This is a genomic window from Rathayibacter sp. PhB1, assembly GCF_004362935.1.
GTDB lineage: Bacteria > Actinomycetota > Actinomycetes > Actinomycetales > Microbacteriaceae > Rathayibacter > Rathayibacter festucae.
On the sequence record NZ_SNYD01000001.1, the window covers coordinates 392,418 to 406,754 of the forward strand.

Sequence of the window (14,337 nt, forward strand, 5' to 3'; positions counted from 1 at the left end):
AGAAGGCGGCGCCCGCCTAGAGCGACCCCGCGATCAGGGGGTGGACAGCGGGACCGGCGGCCGTTCGTCGCTCTCCCGCCGCTCCTCGGCGACCTCTCCGGGCGCCTCCGCCTGCAGCCGCACGAGCACCACGCCGACCAGGATCAGCGCCCCGCCGCCGAACTGGATCGGCGCCGGCAGCTCGCCGAGCAGGGCCCAGGCGGCGACGATCGAGAACAGCACCTCGGTCAGGCCGACGAAGGAGGCGATCCGGGTGCCGAGCCGCGAGCCGCCTTCGATCCCGAGCAGGTAGGCGAGCACCGTGGACATGCCGAGGATGACCGCGGCGGGCAGGAACCAGGGCACGTCGTTCCCGACGAAGACGACGTCGCCGAAGGTCGCCCGCAGCGGGACGAGCCCGGTGACGCCGAGGATCAGCAGGAGCCCGGCGCCGACCGTCATCGCCCCGGCGGTGAGCGCGATCGGCGGCAGCTCGGGGTCGATCCGGCCGGCGATCACGTAGTAGACGCAGAGCCCGAGCGAGGCGGTCAGCGCCCAGGCGACGCCGACGAGCTCGGGCGTGGACTCGCCCGAGAGGTCGAGCACCAGTACCAGGCCCGCCAGTGCCAGCGCCGAGCCGGCGAGCGTGAAGCGGCCGGGGTGCCGGCGGGTGCGCGCCCAGGCGAAGAGGACGAGGAACACCGGAGCGAGGTACTCGATCAGGAGCGCGACGCCGACCGACATGTGCTCGATCGCGCTGTAGAAGCAGAGCTGCGCGGCGATCACGGCGAAGACGCCGTAGAGGCCGACCGTGCCGAGGTTGCGGCGCAGCACGTGCCAGCGGCCGCGCAGCGACAGCGCGGCCGGGATCGCGAGGATCAGCGCCGCACCGCCGGCCCGCCAGAGCACGGCGGCGGAGGGACTCCAGCCCGCCTCGAGCAGCGGCTTCACGAAGGGCCCGCCCAGGCCGAACGCGGCGGCGGCGGCGAGGGCCAGGAGCAGGCCGGAGCCGAGCTGCCGCGGTGGCGCAGTGGGAGTCACGTCAGCCTCTTTCAGGAGTCAAAGTCGTTATGCTCGTGACAGTACTGAGCGAACGTGTCAGGAGTCAACATGGTCTTCGCCTATGACGTGGAAGCGGCCCTCACCTCGACGGCGGTCCTGGTCAACACCCTCCCCGAGCTGTCGCAGTCCGGCGAGGACGAGATGGCGTCGATCGAGCAGCTCGACGAGTTCCTGCTGGAGAACCGCTACACCGGCAGCCGCGACGGCTCGACCGCCGAGCTGGAGGCGGTGCGCTCGGTGCGTGCGCCGCTCCGCTCGCTCTGGCGCAGCCGCGCCGAGGAGGACCTGGTCGCCGTCGTCAACGGGATGCTCGAGGACGGCCGCGCGCTGCCGCAGCTGGTGCGGCACGGCATCTTCGGCTGGCACCTGCACGCGACCCGCGACGAGAGCCCGCTGGCCACCCGCATCGTGGTGGAGGCGGCGATGGGCTTCGTCGACGTGATCCGCGGCGACGAGCGCGACCGGATCCGGATCTGCGCGGCGGACGACTGCGAGGCGGTGCTCGTCGACTTCTCCCGCAACCGCTCGAAGCGCTACTGCGACACCGGCAACTGCGGCAACCGCGCGAACGTCGCGGCGTACCGGGCGCGGCGCGCGTCGAGCTGAGGGGGCGGGCTGCCGGTGCCCTAGCCAGCGCCCGGGGTCGCGTGTAAACTCCCTGGGTCGGCTCTTGACTCCGTGCGTCGCCGCGCGGATGGGTTTGTCAGTCAAGCGGGCCGGATCTCCGACAGTCGTCGCGAGATGAATCACATGTGTGAATCGGCCCCGGTCAGCGTCTCAGAGCAGCGACTCACCCGGGTTCCCGCAGCGCCCTGTCCGTTCGCACCCCACGAGGGTGATCGATCGGCGTGTGCCTGCTCGCGCAAGACCTGAACCCAGGAAGCAGCCATGCCCAAGAACAAGAAGCCCGCCGGCGGACGCCCCGCCAAGAACTTCGAGCCCAACCGCTTCGGCGCCTCGAGCGGCAAGTCCCAGCTCGGCGGTCGCCCGCGCTTCGCCGCGCCGAAGTCCGGCTCCCGCAGCGAGGGCCACCGCGGCTACCGCCCCGTCGACGAGAACGCGCCCAAGAAGGCGCGCTGGAACGCCGAGGAGCGCGCCGCCAAGCTGACGGAGCGGGGAGAGAACCGTGGAGAGTCCCGCAGCTACGACCGCGACGACCGCCCCGCCCGCTCGTTCGACCGGACCGACCGCCCCGCGCGCTCGAACGACCGCGACGACCGTCCGGCGCGTTTTTACGACCGCAGCGACCGTCCCGCGCGCAGCTTCGACCGCGACGCGCGTCCGGCCCGCTCCTACGACCGGACCGACCGTCCGGCCCGCTCGAACGACCGCGACGACCGTCCGGCCCGCTCGTACGACCGCTCCGACCGCCCTGCGCGCAGCTTCGACCGCACGGACCGCCCGGCGCGCTCCTTCGATCGCGATGCCCGTCCGGCCCGCTCGAACGACCGCGACGACCGTCCGGCGCGTTCCTACGACCGCAGCGACCGTCCCGCCCGCACCTTCGACCGCACGGACCGCCCCGCGCGCTCCTTCGACCGCGACGCCCGCCCGGCCCGCACGAACGACCGCGACGCCCGCCCGGCCCGCTCGTTCGACCGCACTGACCGCGCCGACCGCCCCGCCCGCAGCTCCGACCGGACCGAGCGCCCGGCGCGGGGCTTCGACCGCGGCACCGAGCGCCCCGCCCGCGGCGGCTACGACCGCACCGACCGTGGCCCGCGCCGCGACTCCGGCTCGGACTTCTACCCCAAGCGCGACGGCCGCGCCTCGCACCAGGCCGACGACGTCGTGCTCGAGCGCCTCGAGGCGACCGCGACGCTCGCCGTCGATGTCGAGGGCGTCAGCTTCGGCGACCTCGGTCTCGGCGCGAACATCGTCCGCCAGCTGACCCAGATGGGTGCGGCCTCGCCGTTCCCGATCCAGGCCGCGACGATCCCCGAGGTCCTCGCCGGCAAGGACGTCCTCGGGCGCGGCAAGACGGGCTCCGGCAAGACGATCGCGTTCGGCGCCCCCGTCGTCGAGCGCCTGATGGAGAACGACGGAGCCAAGGGCCGCAAGCCCGGCCGCGCCCCGCGTGCCCTCATCCTGGCGCCGACCCGCGAGCTGGCGATGCAGATCGACCGCACCATCCAGCCGATCGCGCGCTCCGTGGGCCTGTTCACCGCGACGATCTTCGGCGGCGTGCCGCAGTACAAGCAGGTCGGCGCCCTCCAGCGCGGCGTGGACATCATCATCGCCACGCCGGGCCGCCTCGAGGACCTGATCGAGCAGGGTCGCCTCGACCTCTCGACCATCACGGTGACCGTCCTCGACGAGGCCGACCACATGTGCGACCTGGGCTTCCTCGAGCCGGTGCAGCGCATCCTCCGCCAGACCAAGCGCGGCGGCCAGCGCCTGCTCTTCTCGGCCACCCTGGACAAGGGCGTCGCGACGCTCGTCGACGAGTTCCTCGTCGAGCCGAGCGTGCACGAGGTCGCGGGCGAGGACCAGGCGTCCTCGAGCATCGACCACCGCGTCCTGCTGATCGAGCACCGCGACAAGGGCGCGATCATCGAGGAGCTCGCGGCGCGCGCCGGCAAGACGCTGATCTTCGCCCGCACCCGCGCGTTCGCGGAGCAGCTCGCCGAGCAGCTCGAGCACGCCGACATCCCGGCGACCAGCCTGCACGGCGACCTCAACCAGTCGCGCCGCACGCGCAACCTCGCGCTGCTGACCAGCGGCCGGGTCGACGTCCTCGTCGCGACCGACGTCGCCGCGCGCGGCATCCACGTCGACGACATCGACCTGGTGATCCAGGCCGACGCCCCCGACGAGTACAAGACCTACCTGCACCGCTCCGGCCGCACCGGCCGCGCGGGCAAGAAGGGCACGGTCGTCACGCTGATCACGCGCAACCGCCGTCACCGCATGGAGGAGCTGCTCGAGCGCGCCGAGATCCGCGCCGACATGATCCAGGCGTACCCGGGCGACCGGGTGCTGGCCGAGATCAGCGCCGGCGAGTAGTCGCCGTCTCCCTGCTCGCGCAGGAACGCCGAAGGGCGGACACCCGGTGGGTGCCCGCCCTTCGGCGTTTCAGGGGTGCGATCCGAGGATCGCGCCGACTCAGGAGGCCGGGGGGGTCAGAACGGTGTCGATGAGGTACACGGTCGCGTTAGCGGTCTGGACGCCGCCGCAGATGACCTTGGAGTCGTTGACCATGATGTCGTCGCCGGAACCGGTGACGGTGACGTCGCCGCCCTGGACGGTGGCGTGCGTGCCGTCGATGTCGTCAGGGGCGATCTGGCCGGGGACGACGTGGTAGGTCAGGATCGAGGAGAGCGTGGCCGCTCCCTCGGGGGTCTTCAGCGTCTCGAGCGTCGCGGCGTCGAGCTTGGCGAACGCGTCGTCGACGGGGGCGAAGACGGTGAACTCGGCGCTGTTCAGCGTGTCGACGAGGTTGACGTCGGGGTTGAGCTGACCCGAGACCGCAGCGGTCAGGGTGGTGAGCAGCGGGTTGTTCGACGCGGCGGTGGCCACCGGGTCGAGGGCCATTCCGCCGACCGAGCCGGCGCCGTCCGGGACCTGCTCGGCGTACGCGGCGCAGCCGGAGCCGACGAGGTTGGCGGCCGGGTCCATGGTCGCCATGGGGGTGGCGGACTCGGTCATCATCGGGGTCGACATCTCGGAAGCGGTGTCGCTGGCGGCGTCGGTGGTGCCGGCGCCGGACGAGCAGGCGGTGAGGCCGAGGGCGGCGGTGCCGAGCAGGGCGAACGCGGCGAGGGTGGTGCGCTTGGTGGATCGCATGGGGATGCTCCTTCGTGATACGGCCCCCACGGGATGCGGAGGACCTGGCTGTGTGTGGACCGTTTCGCGGCCGTTGAACAGTCTTCGGAGCCCTCCCCGAGGGGGTTTGGAATCGATCGGAGCAATCGGGTCACGGGTTCATAACGGCGGAGGCAGGGCGATTACCCTGGATGTCGGTCCGCGCACGCTGTGCGGCACGAGAGACCAGCGACACGAGAGACCAGGAGTCGAGCAGGTGCAGACGCGCAGGGCACGAACGGCACGCGGAGTCGTCGCCGCCGTCGCCGCGACTGCGACCGCCGCCGCCTCGCACACCCTCGCCGGCGCCGAGGCCCCCGCTCCGGCGATCCTCGCGCTCGCCACCGCCTTCGCGGCCGTCGTCTGCGTCCTGCTCGCCGGTCGCACGCTCTCGCTCGCGCGCCTCGCGGTCGCGGTGCTGCTCAGCCAGCTGGCCTACCACTCCCTCTTCCTGGTGACCGGCGGTGGCGGCGACGTCAGCGTCGTGGGCGCCACCGCCGGCGGCCACTTCCACGGCGGCGGCACCGTCGAGCTGATCGCGGGGGCGTCGGGTCACGCCGCGCACACCCCGCTGATGCTCCTCTCGCACCTGGTGGCCGCCGTCGTCACCGTCGCGGCGCTCCGCCACGGCGAGCGCGTCTTCTGGACCCTCGGCACCGCCGTGCTGCGCGTCGTCGTGCGCCTGGTCGCGCGAGCGTCCGCCCTGCTGGCGCCGCTCGGCGCCTCGGTGGCCGTCCTCGGCGCCGTCGAGCCGAGCGCGCCCCGCGCCCTCGACGCGGTCCTGCGGGTCCTGCGGCACCGCGGCCCGCCCGCGCGCGCCCTGCTCGCCGTCTGACGTCCTGCCCTCTCGAGTGGGCCGTGTCCGCCGGTGAGCCCGCGCGCACCGCGATCCCGCGCTGCGCCCTCACCCTTCTCGGTGCCGCCCTCTCGCGGCTGCGCCGACTCCCGCTAGGACTCCTCACGATCATGACCACCACCCGCACCTCCTCCTCCTCTGCCTCCGCCTTCTCCTCCCGCGTCCGCCTCGTCGGCGGCGGTGCTCTCGTCGCCGCGGGCTCCGTCGCCCTCGCGCTGGCCGCTCCGACGGCTGCCAGCGCGCACGTCACCGCCGCGGCGTCGAGCACGGCCGCCGGCTCGTACACGGTCGTCACCTTCTCGCTCGCCCACGGCTGCGAGGGCTCGCCGACGACCGGGCTCAGCATCACCATCCCCGAGGGGATCAACTCGGTCAGCCCGACCGTGAACCCCAACTGGGACGTCGTGAAGAACGAGGTCGAGATCGCCGACCCGGTGACCGACTCGCACGGCAACACCGCGACCCAGCGCGTCTCCGACGTCGTCTACACCGCGAAGACCGCCCTCGCCGACGGCTACCGCGACACCGTCTCGCTGCAGCTGCAGCTGCCGGAGGACGCGGCCGGCTCGACCCTCGAGTTCCCGGTGCTGCAGACCTGCGAGACCGGCTCGACCGCCTGGGACCAGCCCACCGTCGAGGGCGAGGACGAGCCGGAGCTGCCCGCGCCGACCGTCGCCGTGACCGCGGCGATGGAGGGCTCCGGCCACCACGACGCCGGGGCCGCTGACGACGACGGCGACGGTGACGACGCGGTCGCGACGACCGCCTCCGCCACCACGGCCGCCGGCCAGAGCGACGACGTGCTCGCGCGCGTCCTCGGCGTCGGCGGACTCGTCCTGGGTGCCGTCGGCGTCGCCTTCGGTCTCGCCTCGCGTCGCCGCAGCCCGAAGGCGTCCGCGTGACGCTCGATCACCGGAAGGGCGGACGCCTCGTCCTCGCCGCCGCCGCGATCGGGCTGATCGGCTCGGTCACGGTGGCGGTGCCCGCCAGCGCGCACAACTACCTCGTCTCGACGACACCCGCCGTCGACTCGACGGTGACCGAGCAGCCCGGCACCCTCGCTCTGACGACCAACGACGACCTGCTGGTCCTCGGCAACGACGGCGCAGCGGCGGCCCTGCGCGTCGTCGGGCCGGACGGCCTCTACTACGGCGACGGCTGCGTCAGTGTCGTCGGACCGGAGGCCTCGATGCCGCTCGAGCTGGGCGCGGCCGGTGCCTACGAGGTGACCTGGCAGGTCGTCTCCACCGACGGGCACCCCGTCTCCGGGCAGTACGGCTTCGACTGGCAGCCGGGGGCGGACGTCGCCCTCGCCGAGGGATCGGAGTCGGTCCCCGACTGCAACGGCACCGTCGCGGTGTCCGACGCCTCGGCGCCGTCCGCGGACGAGGCGGAGGCGGCGACGGGGTCGGACCCGGCGCTGCTGGGTGACGTGCTGTGGATCGGCGGCGCGCTCGTGGCCGTCGTCGCGGCGATCGGCATCACGCTGCTCGTGCTGCGGAGGCGTCCGCAGAGCTGACCGCGGGGCGGGCCTCCTGCCCTCCTCCCGGGGTCAGCGCAGGAGGCTCGCCAGCGGTCCGCCCTCCAGGTCCGCGAGGATCGCCGCGGCGTCCTCGTAGACCGCGACGGCCCCGGCCTCGCGCAGCTCGTGCTCGCCGGTGCCGCCGGACTGCACCGCGACCGTCGCGAGGCCGGCCCGCTCGGCGGCGAGGACGTCCCAGGTCGCGTCGCCGATCATGATCGCGCGGTCGGTCGAGACGCCGGCGCGCTCGAGCGCGATGCTGATCACATCGGGCGACGGCTTCGCGGTCTCGACGTCCTCGCCGCTCGTCACCGCGTGCACCGCGTCGCCGAGGTCGAGGACGTCGAGCAGGATCTCCAGCTCGTTCTGCGGCGCGGACGTCGCCAGCACGATGCGGACGCCCCGCCCGGCGAGCGCCCGGATCAGCTCGCGCGCTCCGGGCAGGAGCGCGATCCGGGTGGACGCCTCGGCGTAGTTCTTCGCGTGCAGGCCCTTCACCAGGGTGCGCGCGTCGTCGTCGACGTCGTCCTCGAGGAGCAGGTCGAGCAGCTCCGACGAGTCGGCGCCGATCGCCCGCTGGATCCGCCAGGTCGCGACGTCGAGGTCCGCCTGCCAGAACGCGCGCGACCAGGCCTCCACGTGCAGGAAGTTGGTGTCGGCGAGCGTGCCGTCGATGTCGAAGAGCACGGCGGTCGGTGTCGTGGGCATGTGGTTCGTCCTCTGCTGGTCGTGGTAGCCGAGTGCGGGAGCCGGTTCTCACCAGGCCGAAGTGGGAACCCTACGCCTGCGCGCGGGCATCAGCAGGACCCCTTGACTCGTGATCGGCGGGTCCTGACGGACGACGCCGCGGGCGACCTCGTCGGCGAGGACCTCGAGCCGGGCGGCGCCCTCGAGATCGCCGGGCAGGATCACGCGGTCGTAGCCCAGGTTCACGACGAGGTGCTCGGGTCCGAGTGCCCAGTGCAGTTCGCCGGCGCCCGCGGTGTGCGGGACGATGCTCGCCTTCCTGCCGCGGTCGGCGGACCGGATGCCGATCCGGCCGCGCCACGCGTCGTGGAGGCGGACGAGCAGCGCGTGCAGAGCGGCGACGACCTCCGGGTCCGGCGTCCGAGTGTCGGGGGTGGACTCCGGCGGCTCCCACGGCGGCGGGAGCTCGGCGTCCGCGTCGATCTCGAGGGCGACGCGGAGGGTCGCGCCGCCGGTGGAGCGGTCCCAGGACGCGGGTCGCTGCAGCCTCCGTCGGGAGGGGTCGGGGACGAGGACACCACCCTCGCCGATCGCCGGGATTCTGCCGAGCACCGTCTCGCCGACGATCCCGCGCACGACTCCGGACACCGTGAGTGCGTCGGGCAGGGCCTGGTGGTGCTCCTCCGCGTAGCGGGCCGGACCCGTCGGTCGAGCCGGGTAGCTCAGAAGCGACCACGTGACCCGGTCCCCGACCGCGAAGGGCGCGCCGCAGCAGTCCATCTCCCAGCCCACTCGGACGACTTCGATCAGGCGCGGCGAAGCATCGATCATCCCTGGCTCCCGCTCCCGTTCTCTCGCTGAACACGATCCCTCTCCGATCCTCGCACCGCCACCTCGTGACCTCAGAACGGCGGTGGCTCGTCCTTCACGGCGCCCGGTTCCCTGCCCGGTTCCCTGCCCGGTGCCGCGCGGCCTCTCGGCGGCCCGGTGCGCGCCGGGCGGGTGACGTGCCGCCTGCCGGTCGGGCTCGTCCAGTGCAGGACTCCGGCGGGCCGGTGCTCGACCTGCCAGGTGCTGGTGTGCCGGAGCCGGTGGTGGTGGCGGCAGAGGTGGGCGAGGTTGTCGGCGTCGGTGCGGCCGCCGTGCTGCCACTCGACGCCGTGGTCGACGTCACCCGCGGAGGCCGCGCGGGTGCAGCCGGGGAAGCGGCAGGTCTCGTCGCGGTGCAGCAGGTGGCGCCGCAGATCGGCGGGCACCCGGTACGACGTCCGGCCCACGGAGAGCACGGCGCCGGTCTCCGGATGGGTGAGGATCCGCGTGAAGGAGGGCGCATCGGCGGCGAGCCGGCGCGCGGTCTCGGGGTCGATCGGCCCGTAGCCGTCGAGGGTGCCGGGCTCGTCGGAGCGGCCGAGGAGCGTGAGAACGGGGACGGTGACCGTGACCCGCGGCCGGATCCCGACGGGGACGGCGGTGCCGGTCGAGCGCCGCTCCACGCCGTCGGTCTCGCCGTCGATCAGGAGCGCCGCTCCGACGTCGGCCCGCAGCTGCCCGATCGTCCGCTTCTCGCCGGGCAGCTCGCGCAGGGAGTGCGCCGCGCGGTCGATGCGGTCGAAGGCGCCCTGCGCCTGGGGAGCGGGAAGGTGCAGGAGCAGGGTGGCCATGCCGTCGCTCCCGCCGTCGAGCCAGACCGCGCGCCGCGCGGCGCAGCGGCGGTGGCGCTCGGTCGTCGACTCGGGATGCAGTCGCTCCCGCAGGGCCCGGAGGCGGCGCTGCAGCTGCGGGGGAGTGCGGTCGGCCGCGACCACGGCGGCCTCCTCGTCGAGGCGCCCGCGCACCTCGGGCGGCAGCTCGGCGGCCGCGCGGAGGATCACCCGCGCGTGCTCGGGTGAGATCCGCCCCTCACGGAGCGCGGCGAGGGTCTGCGGGAGCTCGTTGACGAGCAGCCGGCTCTCCTCGATCAGCTCGGAGACGTGCGCTTCCGACATCCGCAGCGCGGTGGCGAGCTCGGCGACGAGCGCCCGCTGCGCCGCCTCCCGCCGCTCCGCGCGGCTGCGCACCAGCGGATCGACCAGCACGTCGTACGAGGCCTCCGCCGCGAGCCGGGCGCGCTCGACCAGCTCGGCACGCTGCGCCTCCGCTCGCGCCCGGAGCGGATCGGCCGCGCACACCGCATCGACCGCCGAGGCGAGCGCGGCATTGGCGCCCGCGCGCCCTTCGCGGGATCGCTCCCCGTCCTCGTTCTGAACCATACGAGAATGGTTCCAGAGACCACTGACGCGCGGTCGCCTCCTCCGACGGATCGTGAGAGAACTCGCCGAAGTCGTCCCTGTGGAGGAGCCATCACCTCAGCTCTGGCGGACCGTGGGTGTCACACCCGCCGCGGCACCGTGAACACCGTCTCCACGCCCGGGGAGTACAGCACCGAGTCCGGAGCCCGCGTCGCCAGCCCCGGGAAGCCCGCGACCTCGAGCAGCCCGTCGTCGAGCGCGAGCAGCTCCGCGCGCTGCAGCGGCCACGGCCGGTGCAGGTTGCGGCCGTACCAGGTGGAGCCCAGGTGTCGCTCGTGGTAGGCCCAGCGCGAGGTCAGGAAGCCGGCGAGCGGGTCCTCGGAGGCGTCGGTGCCCGGGGTCGGCCGCACCACGATCCGCGAGCGCGCAGCGGGATCGCCGATCCGCTCGGTCGTGTAGATGACCGCGCCGTGGCGGTGCTCGATCCCCATCCGCGCCCAGCGGTAGGGCAGTCCGAAGACGGCCTGCGCCGTGAGCACCGGGAGCAGGTGCGAGGCCTCGAGTGAGACGAACACGACTCCGCGTCGCCCGTACCGGTCGATCGAGTAGAGCCGCACGTTCACCTCGGGGAAGGTCCCCAGCCACGGCACGCGCGGCCCGCCGAGGAACGCCGTCCGCGACAGCCGGAACGGGATGAGGCCCACCCAGGAGGCGCCGTCGTGCTCGTCCGGGCGCACGCCGGGCGGCAGGTGCGGGGCGACCAGCGCCGGGTCGACCCGCCAGTGCAGGAAGGCGGCCTCGGTCCAGCGCTGGCGGAGGATGCGCGGCCCGCCGAGCGCGGGCGCGGAGCGGGTCACGGATTCGACGGAGGTCACGCCGCCATCGTGCTCCCCGCTGCTGCGAACCGGCCTGTGCAGCGCAGTATCGGCGCGCCCCGCGGCATCCGCGGCGCTATTCACCGCCCGGAGCCGGCTCCCGCGAGCTCCACCAGCGCCGAGACGGCGACCCGCACCGGCGCCGACGACGCCACCGACCCGCGCACCGCCGCGTGGATCGACCGCAGCGGGCGCGGCCGCACCAGCGGCACCGCCACGAGCCCGGCCGGCAGGGGCTGGGCGGCCAGCGCCGGCAGCACCGTCAGTCCCATCCCCGCGGCGACGAACGCCACCGCCGTCACGTGATCGTTCGCCTGCACGTGGAAGCGCGGCGTGAACCCCGCCGCCGCGCAGGCGTCCACGAGGGTCCGGCGGCACCAGCCGGTCGGCAGGTCGTTGTCGATCCAGCGGTCGCCCGCGATCTCGGCCAGCTCGATCTCGGCGCGCCCGGCGAGCGGGTGCGACCGGTCCAGCACGGCGAGGTACGGATCGTCGATCAGATGGTGCGCCGTGAAGCCGGGTGAGTCCGCCGTCCCACCCGGCTCCGCGACCAGCAGCTGCACGTCCGGCCGCGCCGCCGGGTCCTCCGCCACCTCCTCGCCCAGGCGCAGATCGAGTGCCAGCTGCGGGAAGCCGGCGATCAGCCGCCGCGCGACCTCGGGCATCCACGCGCTGCCGACGGAGGCGAAGTAGGTCATCGAGAGCCGCCCGGCCCGCCCCGCGCGCAGGTCGGCGACGACCGCCTCCGCCTCGCCGAGCCGCTCCAGCACCCGGTCGGCCTGCTCGGCGAGGGTGCGGCCCGCGGCGGTCGGCCGGACCCCGCGCCCGACCCGCTCGAGCAGGGTCAGCCCGGTCTCGCGCTGCAGCGCGGCGAGGTGCTGGCTGATCGCCGAGGGCGTGTAGCCGAGCGACGACGCGGCTCCGACGATCGAGCCGGCCGCGACGACGGCGCGGAGGACGCGGAGGCGCTGGACGTCGAGCATGCGCCGACCCTAGCGATCATGAAGCCGCACTGCACGATCCGGTAGAACCGTGGACTGGTGCTGACGCCCGCCGCCCCGCCACGATGAGTCCATGACCAGCACCGCGCCCTCCCGCACCACCGCCGCCCCGAGCCGCCGCGACGCGGTCCTGCTCTGGTCGGCGATCGCGGTGACGGTGCTGCTCTGGGCCTCGGCCTTCGTCGGTATCCGCTTCGCCGCGGACGACTTCGGCCCGGGCGCCCTCACCCTGGGCCGCATCGTGGTCGGCTCGATCGCCCTGACGGTCGTGCGCCTGGTGATCACGGCGCGCCGCCGCGGTGATCGTCCGGAGCGCAGCCGGGTGCCGCGCGGCCGGATCCTCCTGCTCGTGCTCGTCTGGGGCGTCGCCTGGTTCGGCGTCTACAACCTCGCGCTCAACGCGGCCGAGCGGCACGTCGACGCCGGCACCGCGGCGCTCCTGGTCAACATCGCGCCGATGATCACCGCGGTCCTCGCGGGCCTCCTCCTCGGCGAGGGCTTCCCGCGGCGGCTGCTCGGCGGCATGGCGGTGGCGCTCGCCGGAGTCGCGGTCATCGCCTTCTCGACCTCCTCGGGGCAGTTCGACGTGATCGGCGTCGTCCTCGGCCTCGCCGCCGCGGTCCTCTACGGCAGCGCCGCGACGCTGCAGAAGCGGCTGCTCGGGCACGTCGACGCGATGACGATGACCTGGATCGGCTGCCTGGCGGCGACCGTCGCCTGCCTGCCGTTCGCCCCGGAGCTGGTCGCCTCGCTGCAGGCCGCGCCCACCTCCTCGATCGCCGCCGTCGTCTACCTCGGCGTCTTCCCGACGGCCGTCGCCTTCACCACCTGGGGCTACGTCCTCTCCCGCTCCAGTGCCGGCCGCACGGCCGCCACCACCTACGCGGTCCCGGCCGTCGTGGTGCTGCTGTCCTGGCTCCTGCTCGCCGAGACCCCGCCGGCCGCCGCGCTGATCGGTGGCGCGATCGCGCTGGCCGGAGTCGCGGTCGCCACGCTCCGGCGGCGGCCCGCGGGAGTCTGAGGGAGCGCTCACTCCCCGGCGATATGCTGGGGCCACGTTCGTCCAGTCGGCGCCGAGCGCCGGTCACGGTGCGCGCCCGTTACGGTGAGGATCCCCCGATGACCGAGGCCCTGCAGCCGCCCCAGAACGCCCTCTCGCTCACGCCGCCCGAGCCCGTCGCCGCCGTCGCGACCACCTCGGCGCCGTCGATCGCGCCGAAGGTGCCCGAGCAGGCGCTGCCAGGGCTCGAGGCGAAGGTCGACGGCTACCTCGCGTCGCTGATGTCCGCGGAGGCGCGCAGCCCCGAGTTCGCGGCGAAGGCCAACGACATCCGCACGATGGGCGACGCCGACATCCGCTCGGCGGCCGACTCCTCGAACCGGCTGCTGAAGACGCCCGTCCGGGCGCTGCAGGAGGGCGGGCTCTCCGAGGGCTCGACCATCGGCAAGACGCTGCTGGAGCTGCGCCGCACGGTCGAGGACCTCGACCCCTCCGAGGACAACATCCAGAAGAAGATCCTCGGCTTCATCCCGTTCGGCAACAAGATCACGGACTACTTCCGCCGCTACGAGAGCGCGCAGTCGCACCTCAACGCGATCATCCAGGCGCTCTACGACGGCCAGGACGAGCTGCGGAAGGACAATGCGGCGCTGAACCTGGAGAAGCAGAACCTCTGGGACACGATGACGCGCCTCAACGAGTACATCTACGTCGCCGAGCGCCTCGACGTGAAGCTGTCGGCGAAGATCGCCGAGCTCGACGCGACCGACCCGGACCGCGCCCGCGCGCTGCGCGAGGACGTCCTCTTCTACGCGCGGCAGAAGCACCAGGACCTGCTGACCCAGCTGGCCGTCTCGATCCAGGGCTACCTGGCGATCGACGTCGTGATCAAGAACAACGTCGAGCTGATCAAGGGCGTCGACCGCGCCACCACGACGACCGTGTCGGCGCTGCGCACGGCGGTCATCGTCGCGCAGGCGCTCGCCAACCAGCGCCTCGTGCTCGACCAGATCACCGCGCTCAACACGACGACCTCGAACATGATCGAGGCCACCTCGCGGATGCTCGCCGAGCAGTCCGCGAGCATCCAGTCGCAGGCGGCGTCGGCGACGGTCGGGCTCCCGCAGCTGCAGGCCGCGTTCGCGAACATCTACCAGACCATGGACTCGATCTCGGACTTCAAGATCAAGGCGCTCGACAGCATGGCGCAGACCGTCGGCGTGCTGCAGGTCGAGACCGCGAAGGCCGGCGAGTACGTCGAGCGGGCCCGCCGCAGCAACTCCGACATCGACGCGGCCTCCTCGCTCGATCTCGGCCGCTAGC

General features: G+C 73.6%; 14 protein-coding genes. 7 read left to right on the forward strand and 7 right to left on the reverse strand.

The annotated features are described in order from the left end of the window. Window positions 1–33 precede the first annotated feature (33 nt). Complete coding sequence (locus tag EDF17_RS01875) at window positions 34–1,020, reverse strand: DMT family transporter (RefSeq protein ID WP_123444914.1); 987 nt, start codon at window positions 1,018–1,020, stop codon at window positions 34–36. Window positions 1,021–1,089: 69 nt separating this feature from the next. On the opposite strand from EDF17_RS01875, the gene EDF17_RS01880 reads away from it, so the two are divergent. Continuing rightward, window positions 1,090–1,647 carry a CGNR zinc finger domain-containing protein gene (locus tag EDF17_RS01880; RefSeq protein ID WP_123444915.1) on the forward strand — a complete coding sequence of 186 codons (558 nt, stop codon included), beginning with the start codon at window positions 1,090–1,092 and terminating at the stop codon, window positions 1,645–1,647. 282 nt (window positions 1,648–1,929) lie between these two features. After that, window positions 1,930–4,047 carry a DEAD/DEAH box helicase gene (locus EDF17_RS01885; protein WP_123444916.1) on the forward strand — a complete coding sequence of 706 codons (2,118 nt, stop codon included), beginning with the start codon at window positions 1,930–1,932 and terminating at the stop codon, window positions 4,045–4,047. Between the two features lie 99 nt (window positions 4,048–4,146). Here the strand turns inward: EDF17_RS01885 and EDF17_RS01890 are convergent, their stop codons facing one another. Next, the gene (locus EDF17_RS01890; protein ID WP_123444917.1) at window positions 4,147–4,827 is read right to left on the reverse strand and encodes a fasciclin domain-containing protein; all 681 of its coding nucleotides are present in this window, start codon (window positions 4,825–4,827) and stop codon (window positions 4,147–4,149) included. Window positions 4,828–5,062: 235 nt separating this feature from the next. On the opposite strand from EDF17_RS01890, the gene EDF17_RS01895 reads away from it, so the two are divergent. The 3 genes from EDF17_RS01895 to EDF17_RS01905 all read left to right on the forward strand — a co-directional run bounded on the left by EDF17_RS01895 (window position 5,063) and on the right by EDF17_RS01905 (window position 7,220). Beyond that, window positions 5,063–5,680, forward strand: a complete 618-nt coding sequence (locus EDF17_RS01895; protein ID WP_123444918.1) for a hypothetical protein — start codon at window positions 5,063–5,065, stop codon at window positions 5,678–5,680. Window positions 5,681–5,811: 131 nt separating this feature from the next. Further along, the gene (locus EDF17_RS01900) at window positions 5,812–6,603 is read left to right on the forward strand and encodes a YcnI family protein (protein ID WP_133671830.1); all 792 of its coding nucleotides are present in this window, start codon (window positions 5,812–5,814) and stop codon (window positions 6,601–6,603) included. Next, window positions 6,600–7,220, forward strand: coding sequence for a copper resistance CopC family protein (locus tag EDF17_RS01905; RefSeq protein ID WP_123444920.1), 621 nt, complete (start codon window positions 6,600–6,602; stop codon window positions 7,218–7,220). Before EDF17_RS01900 ends, EDF17_RS01905 begins: the two co-directional genes overlap by 4 nt. 33 nt (window positions 7,221–7,253) lie before the next feature. Here EDF17_RS01905 and EDF17_RS01910 read toward each other — a convergent pair whose 3' ends face one another. The 5 genes from EDF17_RS01910 to EDF17_RS01930 form a co-directional block, all read right to left on the reverse strand. Then, window positions 7,254–7,931 carry an HAD family hydrolase gene (locus EDF17_RS01910; RefSeq protein ID WP_123444921.1) on the reverse strand — a complete coding sequence of 226 codons (678 nt, stop codon included), beginning with the start codon at window positions 7,929–7,931 and terminating at the stop codon, window positions 7,254–7,256. Between the two features lie 48 nt (window positions 7,932–7,979). Next, on the reverse strand, window positions 7,980–8,741 hold the full coding sequence (locus EDF17_RS01915) for a DUF6578 domain-containing protein (protein ID WP_123444922.1): 762 nt from the start codon (window positions 8,739–8,741) through the stop codon (window positions 7,980–7,982). 71 nt (window positions 8,742–8,812) lie between these two features. Continuing rightward, a complete protein-coding gene (locus tag EDF17_RS01920; RefSeq protein ID WP_123444923.1) occupies window positions 8,813–10,159 on the reverse strand; it encodes an HNH endonuclease signature motif containing protein in 1,347 nt (448 codons plus the stop codon). 119 nt (window positions 10,160–10,278) lie between these two features. Beyond that, window positions 10,279–11,013, reverse strand: coding sequence for a DUF2071 domain-containing protein (locus EDF17_RS01925; RefSeq protein ID WP_208110561.1), 735 nt, complete (start codon window positions 11,011–11,013; stop codon window positions 10,279–10,281). Window positions 11,014–11,093: 80 nt separating this feature from the next. Then, window positions 11,094–11,996: a LysR family transcriptional regulator gene (locus EDF17_RS01930; RefSeq protein ID WP_123444924.1), complete on the reverse strand. Its 903-nt coding sequence runs from the start codon at window positions 11,994–11,996 to the stop codon at window positions 11,094–11,096. A 91-nt stretch (window positions 11,997–12,087) separates the two neighbouring features. On the opposite strand from EDF17_RS01930, the gene EDF17_RS01935 reads away from it, so the two are divergent. Together EDF17_RS01935 and EDF17_RS01940 are read left to right on the forward strand one after the other, a co-directional pair. Next, complete coding sequence (locus tag EDF17_RS01935; protein ID WP_123444925.1) at window positions 12,088–13,035, forward strand: DMT family transporter; 948 nt, start codon at window positions 12,088–12,090, stop codon at window positions 13,033–13,035. 98 nt (window positions 13,036–13,133) lie between these two features. After that, window positions 13,134–14,336, forward strand: coding sequence for a toxic anion resistance protein (locus tag EDF17_RS01940; RefSeq protein WP_123444926.1), 1,203 nt, complete (start codon window positions 13,134–13,136; stop codon window positions 14,334–14,336). Window position 14,337: the final 1 nt, after the last annotated feature.

What these genes read in the sequence shown, in the direction of transcription:
- EDF17_RS01880 (WP_123444915.1), top strand. Translation starts at nt 1,090, where the DNA reads ATGGTCTTCGCCTATGACGTGGAAGCGGCCCTCACCTCGACGGCGGTC.
- EDF17_RS01885 (WP_123444916.1), top strand. Translation starts at nt 1,930, where the DNA reads ATGCCCAAGAACAAGAAGCCCGCCGGCGGACGCCCCGCCAAGAACTTC.
- EDF17_RS01890 (WP_123444917.1), bottom strand. Translation starts at nt 4,827, where the DNA reads ATGCGATCCACCAAGCGCACCACCCTCGCCGCGTTCGCCCTGCTCGGC.
- EDF17_RS01900 (WP_133671830.1), top strand. Translation starts at nt 5,812, where the DNA reads ATGACCACCACCCGCACCTCCTCCTCCTCTGCCTCCGCCTTCTCCTCC.
- EDF17_RS01910 (WP_123444921.1), bottom strand. Translation starts at nt 7,931, where the DNA reads ATGCCCACGACACCGACCGCCGTGCTCTTCGACATCGACGGCACGCTC.
- EDF17_RS01915 (WP_123444922.1), bottom strand. Translation starts at nt 8,741, where the DNA reads ATGATCGATGCTTCGCCGCGCCTGATCGAAGTCGTCCGAGTGGGCTGG.
- EDF17_RS01920 (WP_123444923.1), bottom strand. Translation starts at nt 10,159, where the DNA reads ATGGTTCAGAACGAGGACGGGGAGCGATCCCGCGAAGGGCGCGCGGGC.
- EDF17_RS01930 (WP_123444924.1), bottom strand. Translation starts at nt 11,996, where the DNA reads ATGCTCGACGTCCAGCGCCTCCGCGTCCTCCGCGCCGTCGTCGCGGCC.
- EDF17_RS01935 (WP_123444925.1), top strand. Translation starts at nt 12,088, where the DNA reads ATGACCAGCACCGCGCCCTCCCGCACCACCGCCGCCCCGAGCCGCCGC.
- EDF17_RS01940 (WP_123444926.1), top strand. Translation starts at nt 13,134, where the DNA reads ATGACCGAGGCCCTGCAGCCGCCCCAGAACGCCCTCTCGCTCACGCCG.